16 protein-coding genes are annotated in these 22,044 nt (G+C 59.9%); 12 read left to right on the forward strand and 4 right to left on the reverse strand.

The window, feature by feature from the left end:
- Positions 1 to 50: 50 nt before the first annotated feature.
- From KYE_RS09310 to KYE_RS09355, 10 genes are all read left to right on the forward strand, one after another.
- Positions 51 to 1,112 carry a putative zinc-binding metallopeptidase gene (locus KYE_RS09310; protein WP_008172674.1) on the forward strand — a complete coding sequence of 354 codons (1,062 nt, stop codon included), beginning with the start codon at positions 51 to 53 and terminating at the stop codon, positions 1,110 to 1,112.
- Between the two features lie 14 nt (positions 1,113 to 1,126).
- Positions 1,127 to 2,587 (forward strand): circularly permuted type 2 ATP-grasp protein, encoded by a 1,461-nt coding sequence (locus KYE_RS09315; RefSeq protein WP_008172675.1) that lies wholly within the window; start codon positions 1,127 to 1,129, stop codon positions 2,585 to 2,587.
- 1 nt (position 2,588) lies between these two features.
- Entirely contained in the window at positions 2,589 to 3,527 is a 939-nt protein-coding gene (locus tag KYE_RS09320; RefSeq protein WP_008172676.1) for an alpha-E domain-containing protein, read from the forward strand.
- Between the two features lie 35 nt (positions 3,528 to 3,562).
- Positions 3,563 to 6,865 (forward strand): DUF2126 domain-containing protein, encoded by a 3,303-nt coding sequence (locus KYE_RS09325; RefSeq protein ID WP_008172677.1) that lies wholly within the window; start codon positions 3,563 to 3,565, stop codon positions 6,863 to 6,865.
- Between the two features lie 89 nt (positions 6,866 to 6,954).
- A complete protein-coding gene (locus KYE_RS09330; RefSeq protein WP_008172679.1) occupies positions 6,955 to 9,459 on the forward strand; it encodes a circularly permuted type 2 ATP-grasp protein in 2,505 nt (834 codons plus the stop codon).
- A 10-nt stretch (positions 9,460 to 9,469) separates the two neighbouring features.
- Positions 9,470 to 10,423, forward strand: coding sequence for a transglutaminase family protein (locus KYE_RS09335; RefSeq protein WP_008172681.1), 954 nt, complete (start codon positions 9,470 to 9,472; stop codon positions 10,421 to 10,423).
- A 115-nt stretch (positions 10,424 to 10,538) separates the two neighbouring features.
- On the forward strand, positions 10,539 to 11,162 hold the full coding sequence (locus tag KYE_RS09340; RefSeq protein WP_008172684.1) for a MarC family protein: 624 nt from the start codon (positions 10,539 to 10,541) through the stop codon (positions 11,160 to 11,162).
- A 36-nt stretch (positions 11,163 to 11,198) separates the two neighbouring features.
- Positions 11,199 to 11,765 (forward strand): gamma-glutamylcyclotransferase, encoded by a 567-nt coding sequence (locus KYE_RS09345; RefSeq protein WP_008172686.1) that lies wholly within the window; start codon positions 11,199 to 11,201, stop codon positions 11,763 to 11,765.
- A 75-nt stretch (positions 11,766 to 11,840) separates the two neighbouring features.
- Positions 11,841 to 13,529, forward strand: coding sequence for a phosphoethanolamine transferase (locus KYE_RS09350; protein ID WP_008172688.1), 1,689 nt, complete (start codon positions 11,841 to 11,843; stop codon positions 13,527 to 13,529).
- Between the two features lie 207 nt (positions 13,530 to 13,736).
- Positions 13,737 to 14,201: a hypothetical protein gene (locus tag KYE_RS09355; RefSeq protein WP_008172690.1), complete on the forward strand. Its 465-nt coding sequence runs from the start codon at positions 13,737 to 13,739 to the stop codon at positions 14,199 to 14,201.
- On the opposite strand, the gene KYE_RS09360 is transcribed toward KYE_RS09355, so the two are convergent.
- Positions 14,158 to 15,108 carry a DMT family transporter gene (locus KYE_RS09360; protein WP_008172692.1) on the reverse strand — a complete coding sequence of 317 codons (951 nt, stop codon included), beginning with the start codon at positions 15,106 to 15,108 and terminating at the stop codon, positions 14,158 to 14,160. The genes KYE_RS09355 and KYE_RS09360 overlap by 44 nt on opposite strands.
- Positions 15,109 to 15,333: 225 nt before the next feature.
- Between KYE_RS09360 and KYE_RS09365 the strand changes: the two genes are divergently transcribed.
- Entirely contained in the window at positions 15,334 to 16,293 is a 960-nt protein-coding gene (locus KYE_RS09365) for a LysR family transcriptional regulator (protein ID WP_008172694.1), read from the forward strand.
- Here KYE_RS09365 and tsaA read toward each other — a convergent pair.
- The gene (gene tsaA, locus KYE_RS09370) at positions 16,287 to 16,769 is read right to left on the reverse strand and encodes a tRNA (N6-threonylcarbamoyladenosine(37)-N6)-methyltransferase TrmO (RefSeq protein WP_008172696.1); all 483 of its coding nucleotides are present in this window, start codon (positions 16,767 to 16,769) and stop codon (positions 16,287 to 16,289) included. The two genes, KYE_RS09365 and tsaA, sit on opposite strands and share 7 nt — an antisense overlap.
- 15 nt (positions 16,770 to 16,784) lie before the next feature.
- Positions 16,785 to 19,292 (reverse strand): acyl-CoA dehydrogenase, encoded by a 2,508-nt coding sequence (locus KYE_RS09375; protein WP_008172698.1) that lies wholly within the window; start codon positions 19,290 to 19,292, stop codon positions 16,785 to 16,787.
- A 222-nt stretch (positions 19,293 to 19,514) separates the two neighbouring features.
- Between KYE_RS09375 and KYE_RS09380 the strand changes: the two genes are divergently transcribed.
- Positions 19,515 to 21,158, forward strand: a complete 1,644-nt coding sequence (locus KYE_RS09380; protein WP_008172700.1) for a methyl-accepting chemotaxis protein — start codon at positions 19,515 to 19,517, stop codon at positions 21,156 to 21,158.
- Here KYE_RS09380 and KYE_RS09385 read toward each other — a convergent pair.
- A complete protein-coding gene (locus KYE_RS09385; protein WP_008172702.1) occupies positions 21,148 to 22,038 on the reverse strand; it encodes a prenyltransferase in 891 nt (296 codons plus the stop codon). The two genes, KYE_RS09380 and KYE_RS09385, sit on opposite strands and share 11 nt — an antisense overlap.
- Between the last annotated feature and the right edge of the window lie 6 nt (positions 22,039 to 22,044).

The raw sequence follows: 22,044 nt of genomic DNA on the forward strand, positions 1-22,044 counted from the left end.
GCCAATACTGAAAGGATGGTCTTGCCGCTCTCGGCCAAGGATGTCCCCTGATGAAGCTGTTTCACTGTGGCCGATGCGCCAACCTGCTGTATTTTGAAAACAGTCGTTGTACCAGTTGTGGGTCTGGACTGGGCTTTGCCCCGGATGTCATGGACTTGCTGGCTATCGAGCCAAACGATGATGGCACCTGGGCGGCCGTCGCCCGGGGCGACCTCTACAGGCTTTGTGGCAACTATCAGAACCAGGGTGCCTGCAACTGGCTGATCCCTTCTCCGGACGCCCACACCTTCTGTGTCGCCTGCCGACTGAACCGCACCATCCCCGATCTCAGCATTCTGAAGAACAACGATCTCTGGCGGCGTCTGGAGAAGGAAAAGCGGCGTCTGGTGTATTCGGTGTTGCGCCTTGAGCTGCCCTGCGAACCCCGTAATGAGGACCAGTACGGGCTGGCGTTTGATTTTCTGGCTGACCAGCCGGCGATGTTCGACGAACGCGCGAAAGTAAAAACCGGCCACGCAAATGGCGTGATCACCATGAATATTGCCGAGGCAGATCCTGTGGAACGGGAGCGGATGCGCAGCCAGATGGCTGAGCCTTATCGCACTGTTTTGGGGCATTTCCGTCACGAATCCGGTCATTACTACTGGGACATCCTGGTCCGGTCCGGGCCGTGGCTTGGGCCGGTTCGGGAGATGTTCGGTGATGACGCCAGAGACTACAAACAGGCGCTGGACCAGTATTACCAGTACGGCCCGCCGGGTGACTGGCAGAGCTGGTACATCAGCTCCTACGCCAGCAGCCATGCCTGGGAAGACTGGGCCGAGACCTGGGCACACTACCTGCATATGGTGGATACATTAGAGACTGCCTGGCAGTTCGGGATGCGGGTGAATGCCCGCCAGCGCCCGGTAATGAACAGCGAACCAGACCCTGCGTTTGACCCCTACCAGGCCGACGATTTCGATGCACTGATCAAGCACTGGTTACCCCTGACGCTTGCGCTCAACAGCCTGAATCGAAGCATGGGGCATGAGGACGCCTACCCCTTCGTGCTTGCGGCTCCGGTGGTGGAGAAGCTCCGTCTGGTACACCGAATAGCTCACGGTGGTTAACGAAAGGACCCCAAATGAAAAAGAACAAATCGATAGACTGGAAAAACTACGATCCCAACGACTTCTTCGATGAGCTGATTGCGGCCAAGGGCAAGCCCCGGCCGGCGGCCACGGCGATTACCGACTACCTGGGCAACCTTGGTTCCGAGGAAATCCAGGCGCGCCAGCAGGCTGCCGAACTGGCGATACTGGAGATGGGGATCAGCTTTACCATTTACAGCGAGGGCGAGAACATCGACCGGGCCTGGCCCTTCGACATCATTCCGAGGGTGATCTCGCTCCGGGAGTGGGAAACCATCGAGCAGGGCCTGGCGCAGCGCCTGACGGCGCTCAACATGTTCATCAACGACATCTATAACGACCAGAACATCGTCAAGGACAAGGTGATTCCCAAGTACGTGTTCGCCAACTCCAAGAACTTCCGCGAGCAGTGTCGCGGATTCACGCCGCCACTGGGAGTTTGGGCGCACATCTGCGGATCGGATCTGGTGCGTGACAAGGACGGCAAGGTTTATGTTCTCGAGGACAACCTGCGGGTCCCCTCGGGTGTTTCCTACATGCTGGAGAACCGTCAGTTGACCAAACGGGTGTTCCCGGAGCTGTTCGACAAAACCAGCATTCTGCCGGTCGATGACTACACCAACCAGCTGTTCGACATGCTGGCGTCGATTTCGCCCCGGCCTCAGGACCACCCGAAAATTGCGGTGCTCACGCCAGGTATTTTCAACTCCGCCTATTTTGAACATTCCTTCCTGGCTCAGCGCATGGGCGCCGAGCTGGTAGAAGGGGCCGACCTGGTGGTTGGCGAAGATGATTGTGTCTACATGCGTACTGTCGAGGGCCTGGAGCGCGTGGATGTGATTTATCGCCGCATTGACGACGATTTCCTGGACCCGGAGGTATTCCGTTCCGATTCCACTCTGGGCGTGCCCGGTCTGATGCGAGCCTGGCGCAATGGCAAGGTTGGCCTCGCCAATGCACCGGGTGCCGGCGTGGCCGACGACAAGGTGATCTACGCCTTCGTGCCGGACATGATCCGTTACTACCTGGATGAGGAGCCGATCATCCCGAACGTGCCCACCTACATGTGTGTGAACAAGCAGGATCAGGAGTATGTCCTTGAGCATCTCGACGAGTTGGTGGTCAAGCCCGCGAACGAGTCCGGGGGCTATGGCATGCTGGTGGGGCCCCATTCCACCAAGAAGCAGCGCACCGAGTTCGCGCGCCTGATCAAGAAGAACCCGCGCAACTACATCGCCCAACCCACATTGAGTCTCTCTGTGGCCCCAACTTTGTGCGACGAGGGCCTGGCGCCCCGACACCTGGATCTTCGGCCTTTTGTGCTGCAGGGCGTGAGAACCTACGTTACGGCTGGCGGGCTTACGCGGGTGGCGATGCGAAAAGGCTCCCTGGTGGTGAATTCGTCCCAGGGCGGTGGAAGCAAGGATACCTGGATCGTGGACGAGGAGAATTGATGTGCTGTCACGTGTAGCGGAACGACTGTACTGGATGGCCAGATACCTTGAGCGGGCCGAGAACAACGCCCGGATGATCATGGCCTTTAATTCACTGGCGTTGGACATGCCCCGGGAAACCCAGCTTTCCTGGAAGGGACTGGTGGCCGTGACGGGCATGGGGGCGCTGTTTGACCAGCATCATCAGAAGGCCGATGAGCGCAACTGTGTGAAGTTTCTGATGGCGGATGGCTACAACCCGAGCTCCATTGCCTCCTGCATCAAGGCCGCCCGGGAGAACGTGCGCACCACCCGGGACCAGATTCCAACCGACGCCTGGGAGGTGATCAACGAGCTGTACCGGTACATCCTGGAGAACATAGATCAGGGGGTTGGTAAGCGGGCGAGGTACGAATTCCTCAACGAAATCGTGGGTCGCTGCCAGATGCTCAATGGTTTGCTGGCCGGTTGCATGAGTCACGATGAGGGGTATGACTTCATCCGGGTAGGCCGCAACCTGGAGCGGGCGGACATGGCCACCCGGCAGATTGAAGTGGGCGCCCTGCAGTTCCTCGACGGCTGGGATGGCACCGAAACCTATGGCGGGCTGCTGTGGACCAGTGTCCTGCGTTATCAGAGTGCCTTCCAGATGTACCGTCACAATGTGCGGCGGAAGGTCAGCGGGCCTCTGGTCATTCGTTTCCTGTTGCAGAATGAGCCGTTCCCGCGATCGGTGCTGCACAGCCTCAGCGAAGTCGCGGGCGCTCTCGACCGTCTGCCAAGGAACGAGATTCCGCTCCGCACCGCGTTGCAGGCGGTACGTCACACCCGGGATGGGGACGTGGATGCACTGATCCGCAAGGAGGACGTGATCCTGTTCCTGGAAAAACTGCAGTTAGAAATCGGTGAGCTTCACGACGATATTGCAGAGACGTGGTTTCCTGTCTACGAGACAGCCTGAAACTCCCAATTTTATTCGCCTGTGAGATAGGTTCCATGTCGATTCACGTTGCCCTGAGCCATACCACCCACTATCGCTATGAGCGCCCGATCAGCCTGGGCCCGCAAATAGTTCGATTGCGTCCGTGTCCGCACGGGCGGACGCGCATCCTCAGCTACTCGCTGAAGGTGGAACCAGAGGGTTATTTCCTGAACTGGCAACAGGACCCCCAGGCCAATTATCTGGCCCGCCTGGTGTTTCCGGAGAAAACCGAAGAACTGAAGATCACTGTGGATCTGGTTGCCGAGATGGCCGTGATCAACCCGTTCGATTTCTTTCTGGAACCCCGGGCAGAGACCATTCCGTTTGAATACGAGGAGTGGCAGACGGCAGAGCTGGCGCCTTATTTACAGAAACTACCGGAAACACCGGAATTCCGTAAGTGGATGGCCACCATAGACCGCAAGGAAACTCCCAGCGTGGATTTCCTGGTGGGTGTGAACCAGAGCCTTGCTGACCGTATTGATTACCTGATCCGGATGGAGCCGGGCGTCCAGACCCCGGAGGAAACCCTGAAAAAGGGCTCCGGCTCCTGTCGGGATTCGACCTGGTTGCTGGTGCAGACGCTCCGGCATCTGGGGCTGGCGGCGCGCTTTGTGTCCGGCTACCTGATTCAGCTCAAGGCAGACCAGAAAGCACTGGATGGCCCTTCGGGCGCTGAGGAAGACTTCACCGATTTGCACGCCTGGTGCGAAGTCTTCCTGCCGGGCGCCGGTTGGGTGGGGCTGGATCCGACGTCCGGCCTGTTTGCCGGAGAAGGGCATATCCCGCTGGCCTGCAGCCCGGATCCGTCCTCGGCGGCGCCAATTACCGGCATGGTTGAGGAGTGCGGGGTCGAGTTCGAGCACCAGATGAGCGTTCAGCGCATCTGGGAAGCACCTCGGGTGACCAAACCCTATACCGAGGCCCAGTGGCAACGCATCGTTGGGCTGGGCCATGACGTGGACCAGCGTCTGACAGAACTGGATGTGCGTCTGACCCAGGGCGGTGAACCCACCTTCGTGGCGAATCACGACCGGGACGAGCCGGAGTGGAACACCGAGGCCATGGGCCCCACCAAGCGCAAGAAGGCCATCGAGCTCTATCACCGGATGCGGGATCGCTATGGCGCTGGCGGGTTGGTTCATTTCGGCCAGGGAAAGTGGTATCCGGGGGAGCCGCTGCCCCGATGGTCCCTGAACTGTTACTGGCGCAAGGATGGCGAGCCGATCTGGCGGGACGAGCGCTGGCTGGCGGATGAGCGCATCGAAGGCAACGCAAGCCCGGAAGATGCCCACAGGTTTTTGTCGGCCCTGGCGAAAGAGCTTGGTGTTGATGAAAAACAGCTGTTCCCGGGGTTCGAGGATGCCTTTTATTACTTGTGGCGGGAACGACGTCTACCGGTCAACGTCGATCCTTTCGATGCGAAACTCGAGAATGCCTTGGAGCGCAAGCAGCTTCAGCAGATTTTCAGCCGGGGACTGGATGAGCCCGTCGGCTACGTGCTGCCACTGCGTGTGTCGGAAAAGGAACAGGCCTGGGAAACCGGCCCGTGGTTCCTTCGCAGTGAACGCTGTTACCTGATTCCGGGCGGCTCCCCCATGGGGCACCGGCTGCCTCTGGATGGCCAGCCCTGGGTGGAAGAAGCCGATTACCCCTGGATACACGAGCAGGACCCCTTTGCGCCCCGTGGCTCGTTGCCTGCCAGCGAGGAGATCCGGCAATGGAACAGCCGTGGCCAGGTCGGCCAGTCGTCGCCGGAGCGGGAGCCTCCCGCAAAAGGCAAGTCGGCACCGGAGATTGTCCGAACGGCCCTGTGTGTGGAGCCCCGGGATGGCATTCTCCGTATTTTCATGCCGCCGCTGGAGGAGCTTGAGCCCTATCTGGCATTGGTGTCAGCCATCGAGAAAACCGCTGCAACTCTCCAACAACCGGTATTGCTGGAGGGCTACGAGCCACCCTCGGACCACCGGATCACCCATTTCCGGATCACCCCGGACCCGGGGGTGATCGAAGTGAATGTGCAGCCGGTCCGGACCTGGGACGAAATGGTGGAGCAGACCGAATCCCTGTACGCCGACGCCTACGAATGCCGGCTCACCTCCGAGAAGTTTATGATGGACGGCCGTCATACCGGCACCGGTGGCGGCAACCATTTTGTGCTGGGCGCCCAGAAGGCAGAGGATTCGCCCTTCCTGCGACGTCCGGACCTGTTACGCAGCCTCATCAGTTACTGGCATAACCACCCCAGCCTGTCCTACCTGTTCTCCGGCCTGTTTATCGGTCCCAGCTCCCAGGCGCCGAGAATCGACGAAGCCCGCAACGATCACGTGTTCGAAATGGAACTGGCGTTCCGGGAGATGGAGCGGTTATGCCCTGTGGGCAAAAAAGTCGCGCCCTGGGTGGTGGACCGCTTGCTCCGGGACCTGCTTACGGACGTCACCGGCAATACCCACAGGGCCGAGTTCTGTATCGACAAGCTCTATTCCCCGGACGGCCCGGGTGGGCGTCATGGTCTGCTCGAGTTGCGGGCCTTCGAGATGCCACCCCATGCCCGCATGAGCCTGACCCAGCAATTGCTGCTGCGGGCGCTGGTGGCCCGATTCTGGGAGCAGCCCTACAAACCCAGCGGGCTGGTTCGCTGGGGAACCGAGCTGCACGACCGGTTCCTACTACCTCACTATGTCTGGCAGGACTTCGAGGACGTCATCGACGATATGAAGGCCCAGGGTTACCCGCTCGAGAGCGAGTGGTTCGCGCCCCATTTCGAGTTCCGGTTCCCCCGGATCGGCGATTACAAGGTCAAGGGCATAACCCTTGAGCTGCGTTCGGCTCTGGAGCCCTGGCATGTGACCGGGGAACACGGCGCTATCGGCGGCACCGCCCGCTACGTGGATTCTTCCCTGGAGCGTTTGCAGGTGAAGGTACGCGGCGCTGCCCCGGATCGTTACCAGATCACCTGCAATCAGGTGCCGTTGCCGCTTCAGCCAACAGGGATGGTGGGTGAATCGGTCGCCGGCGTCCGGTACCGGGCCTGGCAGCCATCCCAGTGCATGCACCCGACCATTGGTGTGGATGGGCCTTTGGTGTTTGATATCGTGGACACCTGGAATGAACGCAGCCTGGGCGGCTGTGAATATCACGTGACCCATCCCGGTGGCCGGAATTTCGAGACTTTGCCGGTGAACTCGTTCGAAGCGGAAGGCCGCCGCATGGCGCGCTTCTTCCGGATGGGACACAGCTCGGGGCAACAGCCCCTGCGGCCGGTTCCGGAGCATCGGGAGTTTCCGTTTACCCTGGATCTGCGATATCACAAATAAGATGCCTGGACATGTGGTTTGATGCTGGCTCCGGAGAGTAGAAAGCGGCTATGCTTCCAGCTCACTGACTAACGGAGCCTGAATTCAAGGTGGCGAAGCAGCAAGCAGTTACTGACATCCTCCGCCAGTACCATCCGGTGCCGGACCGGTTTGATGAGCTTGGCACCGGGGGTTCCGGGCCCAAGTCGCACTGGCGTCCGTTGTTGCAGCAGCTGAACCTTGAGTCTGTCGCTGGTCTCAACCTCAGGGCTCAGGCGGTTTCCAATGCCATCGCCGAAGATGGCGTAACCTACAACGTCTATGAAGACCCCCGCGGCGATACCCGACCCTGGGAGGTGGATCTGCTGCCGCTGGTGTTGGGCGCCGATGAATGGCAATGGCTCTCGAAAGCCGTCGCCCAGCGTGCAGAGCTCCTGGACAGCGTTCTGGCCGATCTATACGGCGAGCAGTCGCTGTTAAAAGAAGGTCTTATGCCTCCGGCCCTGGTCTACGGGCAGGCGGGTTTCCAGTGGCCCTGCCAGGGGATTCAGCCTGCCGGGGGCCGGTTCCTGCACCTGTATGCCGTGGATCTGGCGCGCGCACCAGACGGCGGTTGGTGGGTAATGGCAGACCGTACCCAGGCGCCCTCCGGCGCCGGTTACGCCCTTCAGAACCGGCTGGTGATTTCCCGGGCGTTCCCGGCGCCATTCCACAACCTGCCGGTAACCAACCTTTCGGAATTCTTCCAGGGTTTCCAGAACAGTCTGGCGGGCATGTCGCCAGCCGGAACCGAGTCACCGCTTTGCGTTCTGCTGACCCCGGGCCGTTTCAACGAAACTTATTTCGAACATGTGTTCCTGGCCCGTTACCTGGGTTTGCCGCTGGTCGAGGGCCAGGATCTTACCGTGCGAGATGACACGGTGTACCTGAAAACGCTTCAGGGCCTGCGGCGGGTACACGCCATTTATCGCCGGCTGGACGATGGCTTCTGTGATCCGCTGGAGCTTCGCGCCGATTCCGTGCTGGGGATTCCCGGGCTTCTGGGAGCGGTGCGGGCAGGCAAGGTGCTGATGGCAAATGCCCTGGGTTCCGGGGTGCTTGAGAGTGCGGCGTTATTCGGGTTTTTGCCGGAGATTTCGAAGAAATTACTGGGCTCGCCTCTGGCTATGCCGTCGGTGGCGTCCTGGTGGTGTGGTGAGAAACCGGCTCTGGATTATGTCATTGAGCACCTGGACGAGCTGGTCATTAAACCGGCCTTCGCGAGCATGCGAATGGAGCCGGTGTTCGGTTACCAGGTGAAAGGTGCAGAGCGGGACGCCCTGATCAAGAAGATGCATGCCCATCCCCATGCCTTTGTCGGCCAGGAGCTCGTCCATCTTTCCCAGGCGCCGGTCTGGAAGGGGGATCCGGAGCAGCCGCTGGCCACCCGGTCCATCGGCCTGCGGCTGTTTGCGGCGGCCACGCCTTCCGGCTGGCGGGTCATGCCCGGTGGGCTGACCCGGGTCGCCATGGATGCGGGTGTGGAAGTCATCTCCATGCAACGGGGAGGGCTGTCGAAGGACACCTGGGTACAGGCTCGCTACACGGCTCCCTCCAAGTCACTGATCAAGAGACGGCTGCAGGTGTCTGACCTGCTCGACGGCGAGCGGGACACGCCCTCCCGGGTGGGGGAAAACCTGTTCTGGATGGGCCGGCACTCGGAGCGGGCGGAGGGAACTGCCCGTTTATTGCGGGCGGCGTTCAACCGTCTGTCGGGCCACGACCAGGCCAGCGAAGAAGCCCTGCTCGGGCTGCAACAGGCAGCCGAACAATTCGGGACCCTTCCGGAGCCTGAAGAAGATGCGGTCCCCGAGCCGCTTCCCGACGCCTTGTTGAGAGCGGTGAGTGACCTGCAATTTCCGGGTTCAATCGCGTCGATTCTTGATGCCCTGCTGTTCAACGCCAGCCAGGTCCGGGACCGTCTGTCTTCCGACAACTGGCACACGCTCAATCGGGTGGGCAAGCCCCTGAGCCCGGCGCCAACCACGCCAGACCGGTCGATTCGGGCACTGAACCTGGTGTTGCTTGATTGCATCTCCCTGGCGGGCTTTGCGATGGATGACATTACGCGGGATGCCAGCTGGGTTTTCCTGGTGATCGGCCGGCGCCTGGAGCGACTGGCCAATCTCTGTACGCTGATTTGCGTGCCCCTGTTCAGCGACCGGTTCAGCCGCCATGCCATGCTCGAGTGGCTGCTGGAAGTGGCCAACTCGGAAGTCACCTACCGCACCCGGTACCGTCGGACACCAGAGCTTCTGGGGGTACTCCATACCCTGGTGATAGACGCAAGCAACCCTCATTCGGTGATGTTCCAGCTGCGCCAGCTGCAGAAGGACCTGCCGGAAATGGGGCGTAAAACCGGCCAGCTGTTTCCGCCGGATCTGAACGAATCGCTGCAGCGGCTGCGAGCGCTTGATTTGCATCCGTTTGAGCGCAAGCGCCCGGACAAAGCCTGTGAAGCCCTGGCGGAGCTATTGTGTGACATCCGGTCGGAGGCCTATCGTGTGTCTGATGAAATTCAGCGGCAGTGTTTTATTCACACCCGGTATTCCGACCGGTCTGTGAACCCGGATTGAGGCACCTGTCATGACATTTGTCCGTTACCATGTGCGTCATGAGACCCTCTACCAGTACGATCAGGTGGTGGGGGAGTCCCACCATTTGCTGAGACTGACACCGCGGGCCCTGCCCTGGCAGCGGAATCTGGAACATCATCTGGCGATTGCACCGGAACCCCCGGTGCGAAGCTCGTTCCTGGACAGTTTCGGCAATCGGATTACCAAGATTGATTTTACCGCGGAACATGAGTACTTACGGATCATCAGCGAATTCTGGGTGGAGCTTCGTGAGCGTCCGAAACCCTCGGCAGCCGCGGCAAAAGTTCCCTGGGAAACCGTCCGCGATAGCCTGCGGTACCGTGCCGACAGGAAGTTCCCGGCGGACCATCTTCAGGCTACGGCGTTCCGGTTTGTCTCCACCAATGTGCCCATTGATTCCCAGTACGCCGCCTATGCCCGGGAGGCGTTCCTTCCGGGGCGCGCGCTGGTAGAGGCGGCTGATGCCCTGATGCGGATGATTCATCGCGACTTTCGCTTCGATGCGACTGCAACGGAAACCTTCACCCCGGTTGAGCAGGCGTTCAAGGCCCGTCGCGGGGTCTGCCAGGATTTCTCCCACATCATGATTGCCTGCCTGCGTTCGGTTGGGCTGGCGGCCCGTTACATGAGCGGGTATATCCTGACCCATCCGCCCGAGGGCAAGGAGCGCCTTGTTGGAGCCGATGCTACCCATGCGTGGGTGGCTGTGTTCGTGCCGGATTTCGGCTGGCTGGAGCTGGATCCTACCAATGCCCTGAGGCCGGACCTGGAACACATTACCCTCGGCTGGGGCAGGGACTTTTCCGATATCACCCCGATGCGGGGCGTCCTGCTGGGGGGTGGTGGACATGAACCGGAGATTGCCGTGACCGTGGTGCCCGAGGAGGAGTTCGCCTCCCTGTACGGCGACGGCGAAACCTATCTGGAAGAACTATCGACTTAACCGAATCCACCCGTCCGGTTGTGGTTGAGCTTATCCATACGTTCACTTCCTTACGGCGGAGTGCCGCATAGCAAGCTATGCTTGCGGGCTTTCGATGGCACCCGGACGACACGGAATGATTGAAACGTTTTTCTCGACTTACATCAGCAGCACCATTCGCTTCCTGTTCCTGCTGGCGCCTTTTTTCGTAGTGACCATGTTCCTGGCGCTGACCAGGGGCCTGCCAGCAACCGAGAAAACATCGATCATCCGCCGTGCCTGCGTTTCGGCCTTTCTGATGGGCGTGATTCTGTTCTTTGCCGGCCCGCTGTTGTTCAGCGCCATCGGCATTACCCTGAATTCGTTCCGGATCGGTGCCGGTTGCCTGCTGTTTCTGACCGCCATCAGCCTGGTGACCAGTGGTACCCGGAATCACGCCACCGGGCTGCCTGATGAGGACCGTGATGACATTGCCGTTGTGCCACTGGCTATTCCGGTGATGATTGGCCCGGCCACCATTGGTGCAATCATGGTGTATGGCGCCGAGCTTAACCGGGTATCCGAAGTGGCAGGCGGACTCCTGGGATTGGTATCCAGCCTGCTGATCCTCGCGGTGCTGCTGCACCTGTCCGGCTACCTGGAGAAGGTGCTGGGCAAGACCGGCCTGAACATCATGTCCAAGATCAGCGGTCTGATCCTCTCTGCTATGGCGGCTGAAATCGTGTTGACGGGCATTGCGGGTTTCATTGCCTCCACCTAGAGTATCGCGGGACAGGTTTTCGCTGCAGGGTGTCTGATGTCTGCCAATACCATTGAGCACAATCGCAAACGATACGATTTCTCCGGCGTGGAGTCGGTGTGGCTGTTTGGTTACGGCTCGCTGATCTACAAGGTGGATTTCCCCTTTCTGGAGCAGCGCCCGGCGTCGATTCGAGGGTGGGAAAGGCGGTTCTGGCAGGGTTCCCACGATCATCGGGGCACGCCGGAGGCCCCCGGCCGCGTGGTTACCCTGGTAGAAAAGCCAAATGCTGTCTGCAAGGGCATGGCGTTCAGGGTGTCACCCAAAGTGTTCGAGCACCTGGATGTCCGTGAAAAGAACGGCTATCTGCGCCTGAGCATCACGCTCACCTTCGACGATGGCAGCCATGCCGACGGCCTGGTTTACATTGCCACCGAAGACAACGAAGCCTTCCTGGGCCACGCGCCGGACGCGGATATTGCCCGCCAGATCGCCTCTGCCTCAGGCCCCAGTGGCCCGAATGCCGATTATCTCTTGCGCCTTGCAGAGTCCCTGAGGGCAATGGGTGCGGATTGCCAGCACACCTTTGCCATCGAATCCCACCTGCGTGATGAGTTGAGCTAAGTCCGTTTAAGTTTGCTTTAAGGTTCGGGGAGCACACTCACCAGACCTTGAATCACACTTATCCCGGAAAATCCCATGGGCTTGTCCTCAAAACCCACTCTTCACGCGCAGCCGTTTGTGCATAGCGGAACCGGTCGGTTTCAATGGCCTGCAATCAAACCGCATTGGCTGGTGTTGATCAGCGCCTTTGCACTTACCGCTCTGTATAACGTTCCTTTCTACACCGCCCTTGATCGATACGTCGGCTTTGATCAGCCGATGCTGATGTTCAAACTCGCGTTTTTGTTGCTGCTGGTCAACCATCTCCTGATCAGCCTGTTTTCGGCACGATTTATCCTGAAGCCGGTACTGGTGTTTCTGTTTTTAAGTGCAGCGCTCAGTGGGTATTTCATGAACGCGTATGGCGTGCTGATCGACAAGCACATGCTGCAGAACGTGTTCGAAACCGATGTGCAGGAGGCTCGCGGCCTGCTGAGCCTCGGACTGCTTGTGCACATGGCGCTCTTCTTTGTGATTCCGGTTGTGCTGCTCTTCCTGGCACGCGTGAGCTGGCCGGCGGGCCTGAAAAGGGTCACTCACTGGTTGGCCCCGATCATTGTTGATATCGCTCTGATTCTGGTACTGGCGTTGACCAGCTATCAGGAGATGGCTTCAACGTTCCGTAATCACCGCGACATCAAGGATCTTGTGGTGCCGGTGAACAGTGTTGCTGCCCTGGCATCGCTGGGTAGCAAGGTGGCTGCGGCGCAGTTTCCCCAGGAATACCAGCAGGTGGGGCTGGATGCGACGGTTTCTCTCCCGGTTTCCGATCGCGCCAAACCCAATCTGGTGGTTTTCGTTCTTGGTGAAACTGCGCGCGCAGACCATTTTGGTCTGAATGGCTATCAGCGCGATACCACCCCGGAGCTCAGTAAACTGGCCCGGCAATCGGGCGGAACACTGGTCAATTTTCCCCGCGTATCCTCCTGCGGGACCGCAACGGCCTTGTCGGTGCCCTGTATGTTCTCGTGGCTGGGCAGATCGGATTACGATGAAGCCGTGGCCAAGAACAGTGATAACTTCCTGGATGTCATGACCCGCGCCGGCATCGTCAGTACCTGGCTGGATAATAACTCCGGCTGCAAGGGCATGTGTGACCGGATTCCGACCGTCCGTCCGGAGGATACCGACCTTTGCCAGGGCGAGTACTGTGATGATCTGGTGCTGCTGAAGGGTGCCCATCAGCAGCTCGATGTTGCAGAAAACAACGACCATTTCATGGTGTTGCATCAGCTTGGCAGTCACGGTCCCGAGTACTACAAGCGCAGCAAACCGGACCAGAAAAAGTTCCTGCCCGAGTGTCAGAGCAATGAACTGCAGAGTTGTGACCAACAGGCCATCATCAACGCCTACGATGACAGTATTCTGGTAACCGATCGCTTGCTCGGAGAAACCGTGCGCATGCTGAAATCCATGCAGGCGGATTACAACACTGCTCTCGTGTATGTCTCTGACCATGGCGAGTCACTGGGCGAGGGTGGCATCTACCTGCACGGTATTCCTTACATGCTGGCGCCGGAGGCCCAGACCCATGTGCCCATGGTTGTGTGGTTGTCAGACGGTTTCCGGATGGATAACCGGATTGATGCCGAGTGCGTCAACCGGATCGCATCGCAACCGTTGAGCCACGACAACCTGTTCTCCTCCATGCTGGGACTGATGAACGTGAAGACCGGGGCGATCAAGCCGTCGCTCAATATTTTCGAGGACTGCAGAACCACCTGAGGCGCTGAACGTTTTCTTCACCTTCTGACAGAAAATTCGACACTACCGGCCATTCAAACGTCAAGCTGACGGGGCCTTGCGTAAAGATCCTGCAAAGCCGGCCCCAAGGCACTGACATTCGCTCCCGCTTCGATAATCTGGGTTCAGAGGCATCCGGCACTGGGTCCGGATGCGAGATCTGTCTCTGAGCAGAACGGGAGAATCATCATGAAGCGACTGTTGATCGGAAGCCTGGTAACGGCATTCCTGATGGCATCGGCTCCGGTGATGGCCAACGACGATGACCGCCGTGGTCACGGCTGGCAAAAGCACCATGAGCGGGGCAATGCCCTGCCGCCTGGCCAACAGAAAAAGTTCCTGCAGGCCCACTACCGCGACGACCGTTATGATCGGCACCATCACAAGCCCCGGCACTACAAACAGCATAAGTGGGACCGCAAGCACCACAATCGTTACGATCGCCACGGCTACCATGGTGACAAGCGCCATTGGGGCAAGAAGCACAAGCGCGATGTCTATCGCGACAGGCATGACCGCCGGCGTGACTGGCATCGCAACCATTCAGGCCATTACCTCCTCAAACTGGGCTACGGTGACGGATTGCCGCCGGAGGCCCGGATTGGTCGGATCATTCACGACACTCACGCGCTAATTGAATCGTCCCGGCACTGAATGAAGCTTCCTGGCTCCGGAGCTGCTGTTGCTCCGGGGCTGGATTAAATCCTCTTGCAGGCTCCTTGCGCCGGTGCTGCAGGCCAATGAGCAGCAGGGGCACCACGATCATCAGGCTGCCGGCCAGGAACCACAGGTCGGGCACCTCTCCGAACCAGATCCAGCCAATCCCCACGGCCCAGATCAGACCGGTGTACTCGGCGCTGGTGACCTGGTTGGCGTCTACCTGGCGGTAGGCCAGCAATACGGTGATGTTGTAGCCCAGAATGAACAGGGCCGAGCCCATGGCGCCGATCAGGATGCCTGAATCCCACTGTGCGCCTTCCCACCAGGCCAGGGCGCCAGCCGCTGGCAGAATCAGCAGGTAGTTCAGGAATAGTTTGTGGACAGTGCTCTGCTGTTTCGGCAGTTTCCGGACCAGCACGGCGTTGATGGCCAGGGCAAACGCCGAGCCAAGGGCTGCCACGGCCGCCCAGTTGAATTCCACCGGCCGTAGAATGAGCACAATGCCGGCAAAGCCGCTGAACACGGCGGTTACGCTTAGGGGTGTCAGCTTTTCCCGGAACAGGAATACCGAGAGCACCATCACCAGGATGGGCGCGGCATAGAAGACGGCGTTGGCGGTTGCCAGCGGCAGGTTGCCCAGGGCGATCACCATGCACAGGAGGCCGGCCAGGTGGATGTGGGCCCGGAAGGTGTGGATCTTCAGTCCGGCGAACAGGTTTTTCCGGTCCAGTTGCCCGGCCATTGGCAGCAGAAGGCCCAGGGTGATCAGGCAGCGCAGAAACGCAAACTGAAATACGGGCGCGCCGGGCTCCAGGAGTTTGATGAACACGTCAGAGATCAATGCCATGGCGTTGCCGATCACCAGCAGCAGGATGGCGCTGTTTACGGTTTTTCCTGACATGTTTTTCTCCTTTGGTCTTCAAGCTCTGGTGCAAGAGCAAATCGTGTGGCTCCCTCCGAAAACCGCTGTGAATACGTCCCTGTACGCTTGCTCTCCGCCATCCATGGCTCCGAGCATTTTCGGAGGGAGCCACCCGATCTGCTCCCGTAACATGGAGGGCAGTCTAAGGGGGTGTTAATATCCGATAAAATGATCTTTATTCGATAGCCATTAGAAAATTAGATAATGAAACTGCCACCCCTGAAAGCTCTGCCTGTCTTCGAAGCCGTTGCCCGTCTCAACAGCTTTTCCCTCGCTGCCGATGAGTTGGCGGTGAGCCAGAGTGCGGTGAGTCACCAGATCAAACAGCTGGAAAAATACCTGGGGGAGCCGCTTTTTTCGCGCGGCGGCCGGTCGCTGTCGTTGACTGATCAGGGACGCCAGTATCTGGATGCGGTCAGTTCTGCGCTGTTGCAGATCGAGCGTGCCAGTGAGCAATTAGTGGGGCATGAGGAGGCCAGGATCCGGTTGTCGGTGTTCAGTTCGTTTGCCGTGCGCTGGCTGGTGCCAAGGTTGCCGGATCTGAAGCGGTTGCATCCTCAGCTGGATCTGGCGCTGGAGATGAGTAGTGGTAATCCGGTGTTGTCGGATCGGGTGGCGGATTGTTTTATTACCGTTAAGCCCACCTCGCCCGCATTCAGCTATGAGCTGCTTTACGAGGAGCGTCTGTTCCCCGTATGCAGCCAGGATTACTGGCAGAAGATACGCCGGGAGCTGTCGCTGGAGGAGGTTTCCGGCGACCCGGCGTCGATGTCATTAACACCGGCAATGGTGGCGGAGTATCCGTTGCTGTCGACATACAGTATCTATGACCGTCAGGGTGGGGACTGGGAAGCCTGGTATCGTGAAGCGGGCCTGGACCTGCCCCGATCGAGCCGTTTGTTGCATTCAAGCCATATGCTGCTTTCGCTGGAAGCTGCGCGCTTCCACCAGGGAATTGCGCTGACCAACGACTACATGCTCAGTACCCGCAAGGATTCCGGTGACTTTGTGCGCTTGCCCTGCCACTCCGTTATGACGGGCGACATTTTTTACTTTGCATGGAAAACCAGCCGTCGTCGTGAACGAGGGATTCAGCTTCTGCGGCGTTGGCTGGTTTCAGAAGCGATCAATTCAGGATTACGTCCGGAGGAGGTCTCTCAGTAAACATTCGCTTTATCGGGTGCTTTTGGGGTGAAAGCGCAGCGGTCTGGCTTGATGTCCAGCAGCGGGGTGCCGTCCAGACAGTCCAGGCCGCGCACGATCAGCGTTCCTTTTTCTATACGAACCAGTTTGACCATGGACGTGCCAATCGGGTTGGGTCGCACCGGGGAGCGCAGGGCGAAGGTGCCGAAGGTCTGGCCGTCGCTTCTGGGGCTTTGCCGGATCAGGTCCCGGCGGCTCTGGTCGAGCCAGTAAAGCACCTCAATGGTGTCGTAGTCTTCGAGCCCCGCCAGCGCGTTGTGCCAGACGGGGTCCAGAACCAGCTGGCACTCCGGGCCGTCAAGGCGGCCCTGGCGCGGGCAATCCTTGCGATCGCGCCAGGGGGTCCGGATGGCACCGATGAATCGCAACGTGGCGTCAGAGGCCGGTTCCAGTTCCACGGCCTCCTCATTGGGACGCAAATCTGCAAGATCGCTCATCGACCAGCCCGTACCTTATTTCTCGTCTCTGGGTGGGCGCTCGACCACCTTGCGTTTGCCCTTGGCACAGCGCGAAAGCGCTTTCAGGCCGTCGGCATCGAAAGCATCGACGCGGATCACATCATAGAGCGCTTCCAGTGCTTCCAGCAGTTTGTCGCACTCGTCTGCCTTGACCACGCCCTGGGCACAGGCCCAGTCAACCAGTTCCTTGCGCTGATGCCCCATCAACAGGTCAATGCCGCCCAGTTCGTCTTCATCGCGGTTGCGCATGGCGTCATGCAGCCGGCTGCGCATGTCCGCGGTCTCGTTGGCCAGCTTGTAGGCATTGAGCACCCGCCCGAGCGGATCTTCCGGGTCCATGGTGGTGTAGGTACCGCGACTGATGCGCTGGCGTACCGGGGTGTCCTTGACGATGGATTCCGCGACCTGTGCGCCCAGCTTGTCGTCCGGGCCGTTCAGGCCAGTGGCACCCAGCGGGAACACCAGCAGTCGCAGGGGCCAGCGCAGGGCCGGAACCGGGAAGTTGATGATGGCTTCGCGCATGGAGCCCTGTAGATCCCTGAGGCAGGTCTGTAGGCACCACTCTACCAGCGGCCGCTGGTCATCCGGGTAACCCTCCTCATGCCATTGTTTGATGACGGCGGTGGCGTAATAGAGTTGCACCAGGCAGTCGGCCATGCGCCCTGAGAGGCGTTGCCGGGCCTTGAGGCCTCCACCAACGGTCAGCAGAGTGACGTCAGTCATCAGGGCGAAGGCTGCTGAGAACCGCGCCAGCTGTCGGTAGCTGGACTTGATGTTGCCTTGCCGTGGCACCGATTCGGCCCATCCCCTGGTCAGTCCCAGCAGCAGGGCCCGAAGGGCGTTGCGGGTGGTATGGGCCAGATGCCGGTAGAAGATACCGTCGAATTTCTTCGCTGCCTTGTCCTCGTCTTCCATGCCTGCTGCTTCGATTTCCTCAACAATGAACGGATGGCAGCGGATGGAACCCTGGCCGAAGATCATCAGGCTCCGGGTAAGGATATTGGCGCCTTCCACGGTGATCCCGATGGGGACCGCCTGGTAGGCCCGGGCCAGGAAGTTGCGGGGGCCGGTGATGACACCGCGGCCTGCCACCACGTCCATGGCATGGTTGATGACTTCCCGCATCAGGTCGGTATTGCGGTATTTCAGCACGGCGGACGGCACCGAGGGCCGCACGCCACGGTCCAGCATGCCGGAGGTCAGCAGCCGGGCAGCGTCCATCATGTAGGTGTAGCCTGCGATGGGCTCCAGGGCTTCCTGCACGCCTTCAAACTGGCTGATGGTCCGGCCGAACTGTTCCCGGGTGTAGGCGTAGGAGCCGGTGGCCAGGCTGGCCACCTTGCCGGCACCGGTGCCGAGGGCGGGCAGGGAGATGGAGCGGCCGATAGACAGACACTCCAGCAGCATGGTCCAGCCCTTGCCGAGCATATCCTGGCCGCCGATGACCTGTTCCATGGGAATGAACACGTCGTTGCCCCAGGTGGGACCATTCATGAATACGGTGTTCATGGGCAGGTGGCGGGCACCGGCGTTGACGCCGTCCGTGTCTTTGGGCACCAGTACACAGGTCACACCGATTTCATCGGAATCGCCCAGCAGCTTGTCCGGATCATAGACCTTGATGGCCAGGCCGATCAGTGTCGCCACCGGGGCCAGGGTGATGTAGCGCTTGTTCCAGGTGACTTTCAGGCCCAGCACTTCCTTGCCGTTCCATTTGCCCTTGCAGACGATGCCTTTGTCCGGAATGGCGCCGGCGTCGGAGCCGGCCACCGGGGAGGTGAGGGCGAAACAGGGAATCTCGTCGCCGCCGGCGAGTCTGGGCAGATAATGCTGTTTCTGCTCATCGGTGCCGTAGTGCATCAGCAACTCGCCCGGGCCGAGGGAGTTGGGCACCATCACGGTAACGGCAGCCGATACGCTCCGGGTGGAAATCTTCATCACGATTTCCGAGTGGGCGGTGTTGGAGAACCCCAGGCCGCCGTCTTCTTTGGGAATCACCAGGCCGAAAAAGCCGTTCTCACGGATGAACTTCCAGACCTTGTCCGGCAGGTCGTATTGCTCGTGGGTGATTTTCCAGTCGTCGAGCATGGCGCACAGCTTTTCCACCGGGCCGTCCAGGAAGGCCTGTTCCTCGCTGGTGAGGTGCGCCGGCTTGGCGTCCAGCAACTTGTTCCATTTGGGCTTGCCGGAGAAAAGTTCGCCGTCCCAGTCCACCGAGCCGGATTTCAGGGCTTCCGCCTCGGTATCCGAGAGTTTCGGCAGCCGGCTGCGCACCCAGCCAAGCAGGGGGCGGCTGAGCTTGTCGAGGCGCAAGTCGCCGGGAATAACAAGGATTAACGCCAGCGCCAGCAGTACACCGCCACAAAGAATGCTGATCAGGTGCCATTCATCCTGGAACAGACCCACAACGGTCGCAATGGACATGACGGCAGCGGCTGTGGTGCCGCCTATACCCAGGTAGATCAGCACCAGGGCACTGATCAGCAGAAGTAGAACACTCATGTGAAGACCTCCGTATCGTGAATGCAATCAGCGAGAAACTGACCTTTACCATCGGTCAAAGCCTGACCAGTTGCAAGAGGCGTGGGGGCGGGATGTAAAGATTGATTGCAGTAATGAAAAGCATTGTCAAAAACCCGCAAGTTTCTCTCCATTGATTGATCCAGACTGCAACTTTCGGAGAACACATAGCCTCATTCAATAAAAAGTACCCGGAGCCTAATGATGTTTAGCCAGCTCACCGTTGCGAAACGCCTTGCCCTTGGCTTTGGTCTGATTCTGTCGCTGATGATTGCCATAAGTCTGGTTGGTAATCATCGGGTCGGTTTTATCGACAGGACCCTGACCGACGTGGGTGATGGCGCCGCCGTGAAGCAGCGCTACGCCATTAACTTTCGGGGCAGTGTCCATGACCGGGCAATAGCCATTCGCGATGCAGTACTGGTTGAGAACGACCGGGAGCTACAACGGCACCTCGCGGACATTGAGCGTCTTAAGGGGTTCTATCGGGATTCCGCCGGCCCGATGGATAGGATGTTCCGGGAAGAAGGCGCTAACAGCCGGGAAAGGGAGCTCCTGGCAGCGATCAAAGAGATCCAGCGCAGGGCCCTGACGCTGACCGACGACCTCCTCGAGCTTCGCCTGGCGGGAGAGATCGACCAGGCCCGGGCATTTCTGCTCAGCGATGTCTCTGGCGCTTACTCGGAGTGGTTGAAACGGGTAAATGCCTTTATTGATTACCAGGAAGAGGTGGTTACAGGTGGCGTGGATGAGGTTCGCGAGGCAGCGAGTACATTCAATGCGTTGAACCTGGCCGTCACCGGTCTCGCGGTGGTTCTGGGTGCCCTGGTGGCACTGGTGATCATTCGCCGATTGAAGAAGATTCTTGGCGGTGAGCCCGAAGACGTTGCCCGGGCCATTCGTCAGCTGGCCGATGGTGAGTTGGACCAGGAGCTCCGGACACGATACCCGGATAGCGTGATGGGCGCGCTGCAGGACACTGTGGAGCGATTGGGCGGCATTATCCGGGAAGTAGGGTCTGCCGCTGAAGAGCTCTCCACTTCCTCCTCTGAACTTGAAAGCACTTCGGATAACAACAGCCGACAGATACGTCTCCAGGCGACCGAGGCGGAACAGATGGCCACGGCGGTGAACCAGATGGCCGCCACGGTGAACGAAGTGGCGGGTTTTGCCGCCAGCGCGGCAACCGCCACCCAGAAAGCCGACATCGAAGTGGAGAGCGGTAATCGCGTGGTGCAGGAAACCGCGGCCTCCATCGGAGAGCTGGCGGAAACCCTGGAGCAGGCAACACAGACTGTGCAGCGCGTGTCCCAGGACAGCGCCAATATCGAAAAGATCATCGAGGTGATCAACGCCATCGCCGAACAGACCAACCTGCTGGCGCTGAATGCTGCGATCGAGGCGGCACGCGCCGGCACCCATGGACGAGGATTCGCTGTCGTGGCCGACGAAGTACGGTCGCTGGCATCGCGGACCCAGGATTCCACCCGGGAAATTCAGGAGATGATTGGAAACCTGCAGGCGGGCGCCGGCCAGGCGACCGAGGTTATGGAAAGCAGTCGGGAGCTTGCCCGCACCACGGTGGACAAGACCAGCGAGGCGGAAGCTGCTCTGGCCCGGATTCGTCATGAGGTGGGTGCCATCAACGACATGAATGCCCAGATCGCCAGTGCCTCGGAAGAGCAGAGTTCCGTTGCAGAAGAAGTTAACCGCAATATCAGCCGCATCCATGATGCCACGGTGGAGACCTCAGCCGGTTCCGAGCAGGTGGCCGGGGCAAGCCGTGATCTGGCCGTACTTGCCGGCCAGCTGCGTTCCAGGGTCAGTGTGTTCCGGTTTAAAGGCTGAGTCCGCAGATCAGCAGCGCCAGGGTTGCCAGCAGCACCCCGACGTTGATGCCGAGGAGTGTGTTGAATTGTTCGGGGCGGTTGAGCGCGCCTGGCAGCTTGACGCTTATCCAGATGGCTGCCGGCAGAGGCGCAAACGCGAGAGCGGTCCACAGCGGCAACCAGCCGATCCAGATTGCCGAGCCCAGAATCCCAAAGCTGCCCAGCAGCAAAAGCGCAACCAGGCGGGTGGCGGCTTTCTTTCCAAGAGTAATCACCAGATGTCGGCGCCCGACTTTCCGGTCCGCGTCGGCATCCGGTATCTGATTGATCAGCAGCAACTCACTGACGAGCAGCAGGCCGATGGTGGAAACGGTAAGGGCCGTTGCGTCCAGCCGGGCCCCAAGGGCAATCAGACTGCCCAGAATCATCACCGGTCCGAACCCCAGCCCCGGAGCCAGCAGGCAAATCAGCGGCGAACGGGTAATCCAGCGGGTATACGTGAGCACCAGCACCACGCCGGCCGCGCCGAGCACCAGCATTGGCAGGCCCCGGAGCCAGAGAAAATACAACCCGATTGCGACAACCAGTCCCAGTGTGCCAAAGGCGGCCAGCAGGACTTGCCGGGCGGCGGTGGGAACCTCCGGCAAGGCACCACTGCCGCCGGAGAATGGCGTGCGACGGGTAATCAGATCCAGCCCGGAGGCAAAGTCTTCGTACTCATTGAGCAGATTGACGGCGGCATGGGCCAGCAGGGCGCCAATCAGGACGAGCAGGGTATTGAGCAGGGCCGGAGGCTCGCCCTGGTGCCAGGCTACCGCCACGCCAAGGCCGGCACACAGCGGTGCGAGTACCAGGAAATTGGGTCGGGAGGCGCGCACCACCGCAACGGTTTCAGACATCGGGTC

The organism is Marinobacter manganoxydans MnI7-9, from assembly GCF_000235625.1.
In the GTDB taxonomy this organism is placed as follows: Bacteria; Pseudomonadota; Gammaproteobacteria; order Pseudomonadales; family Oleiphilaceae; genus Marinobacter; species Marinobacter manganoxydans.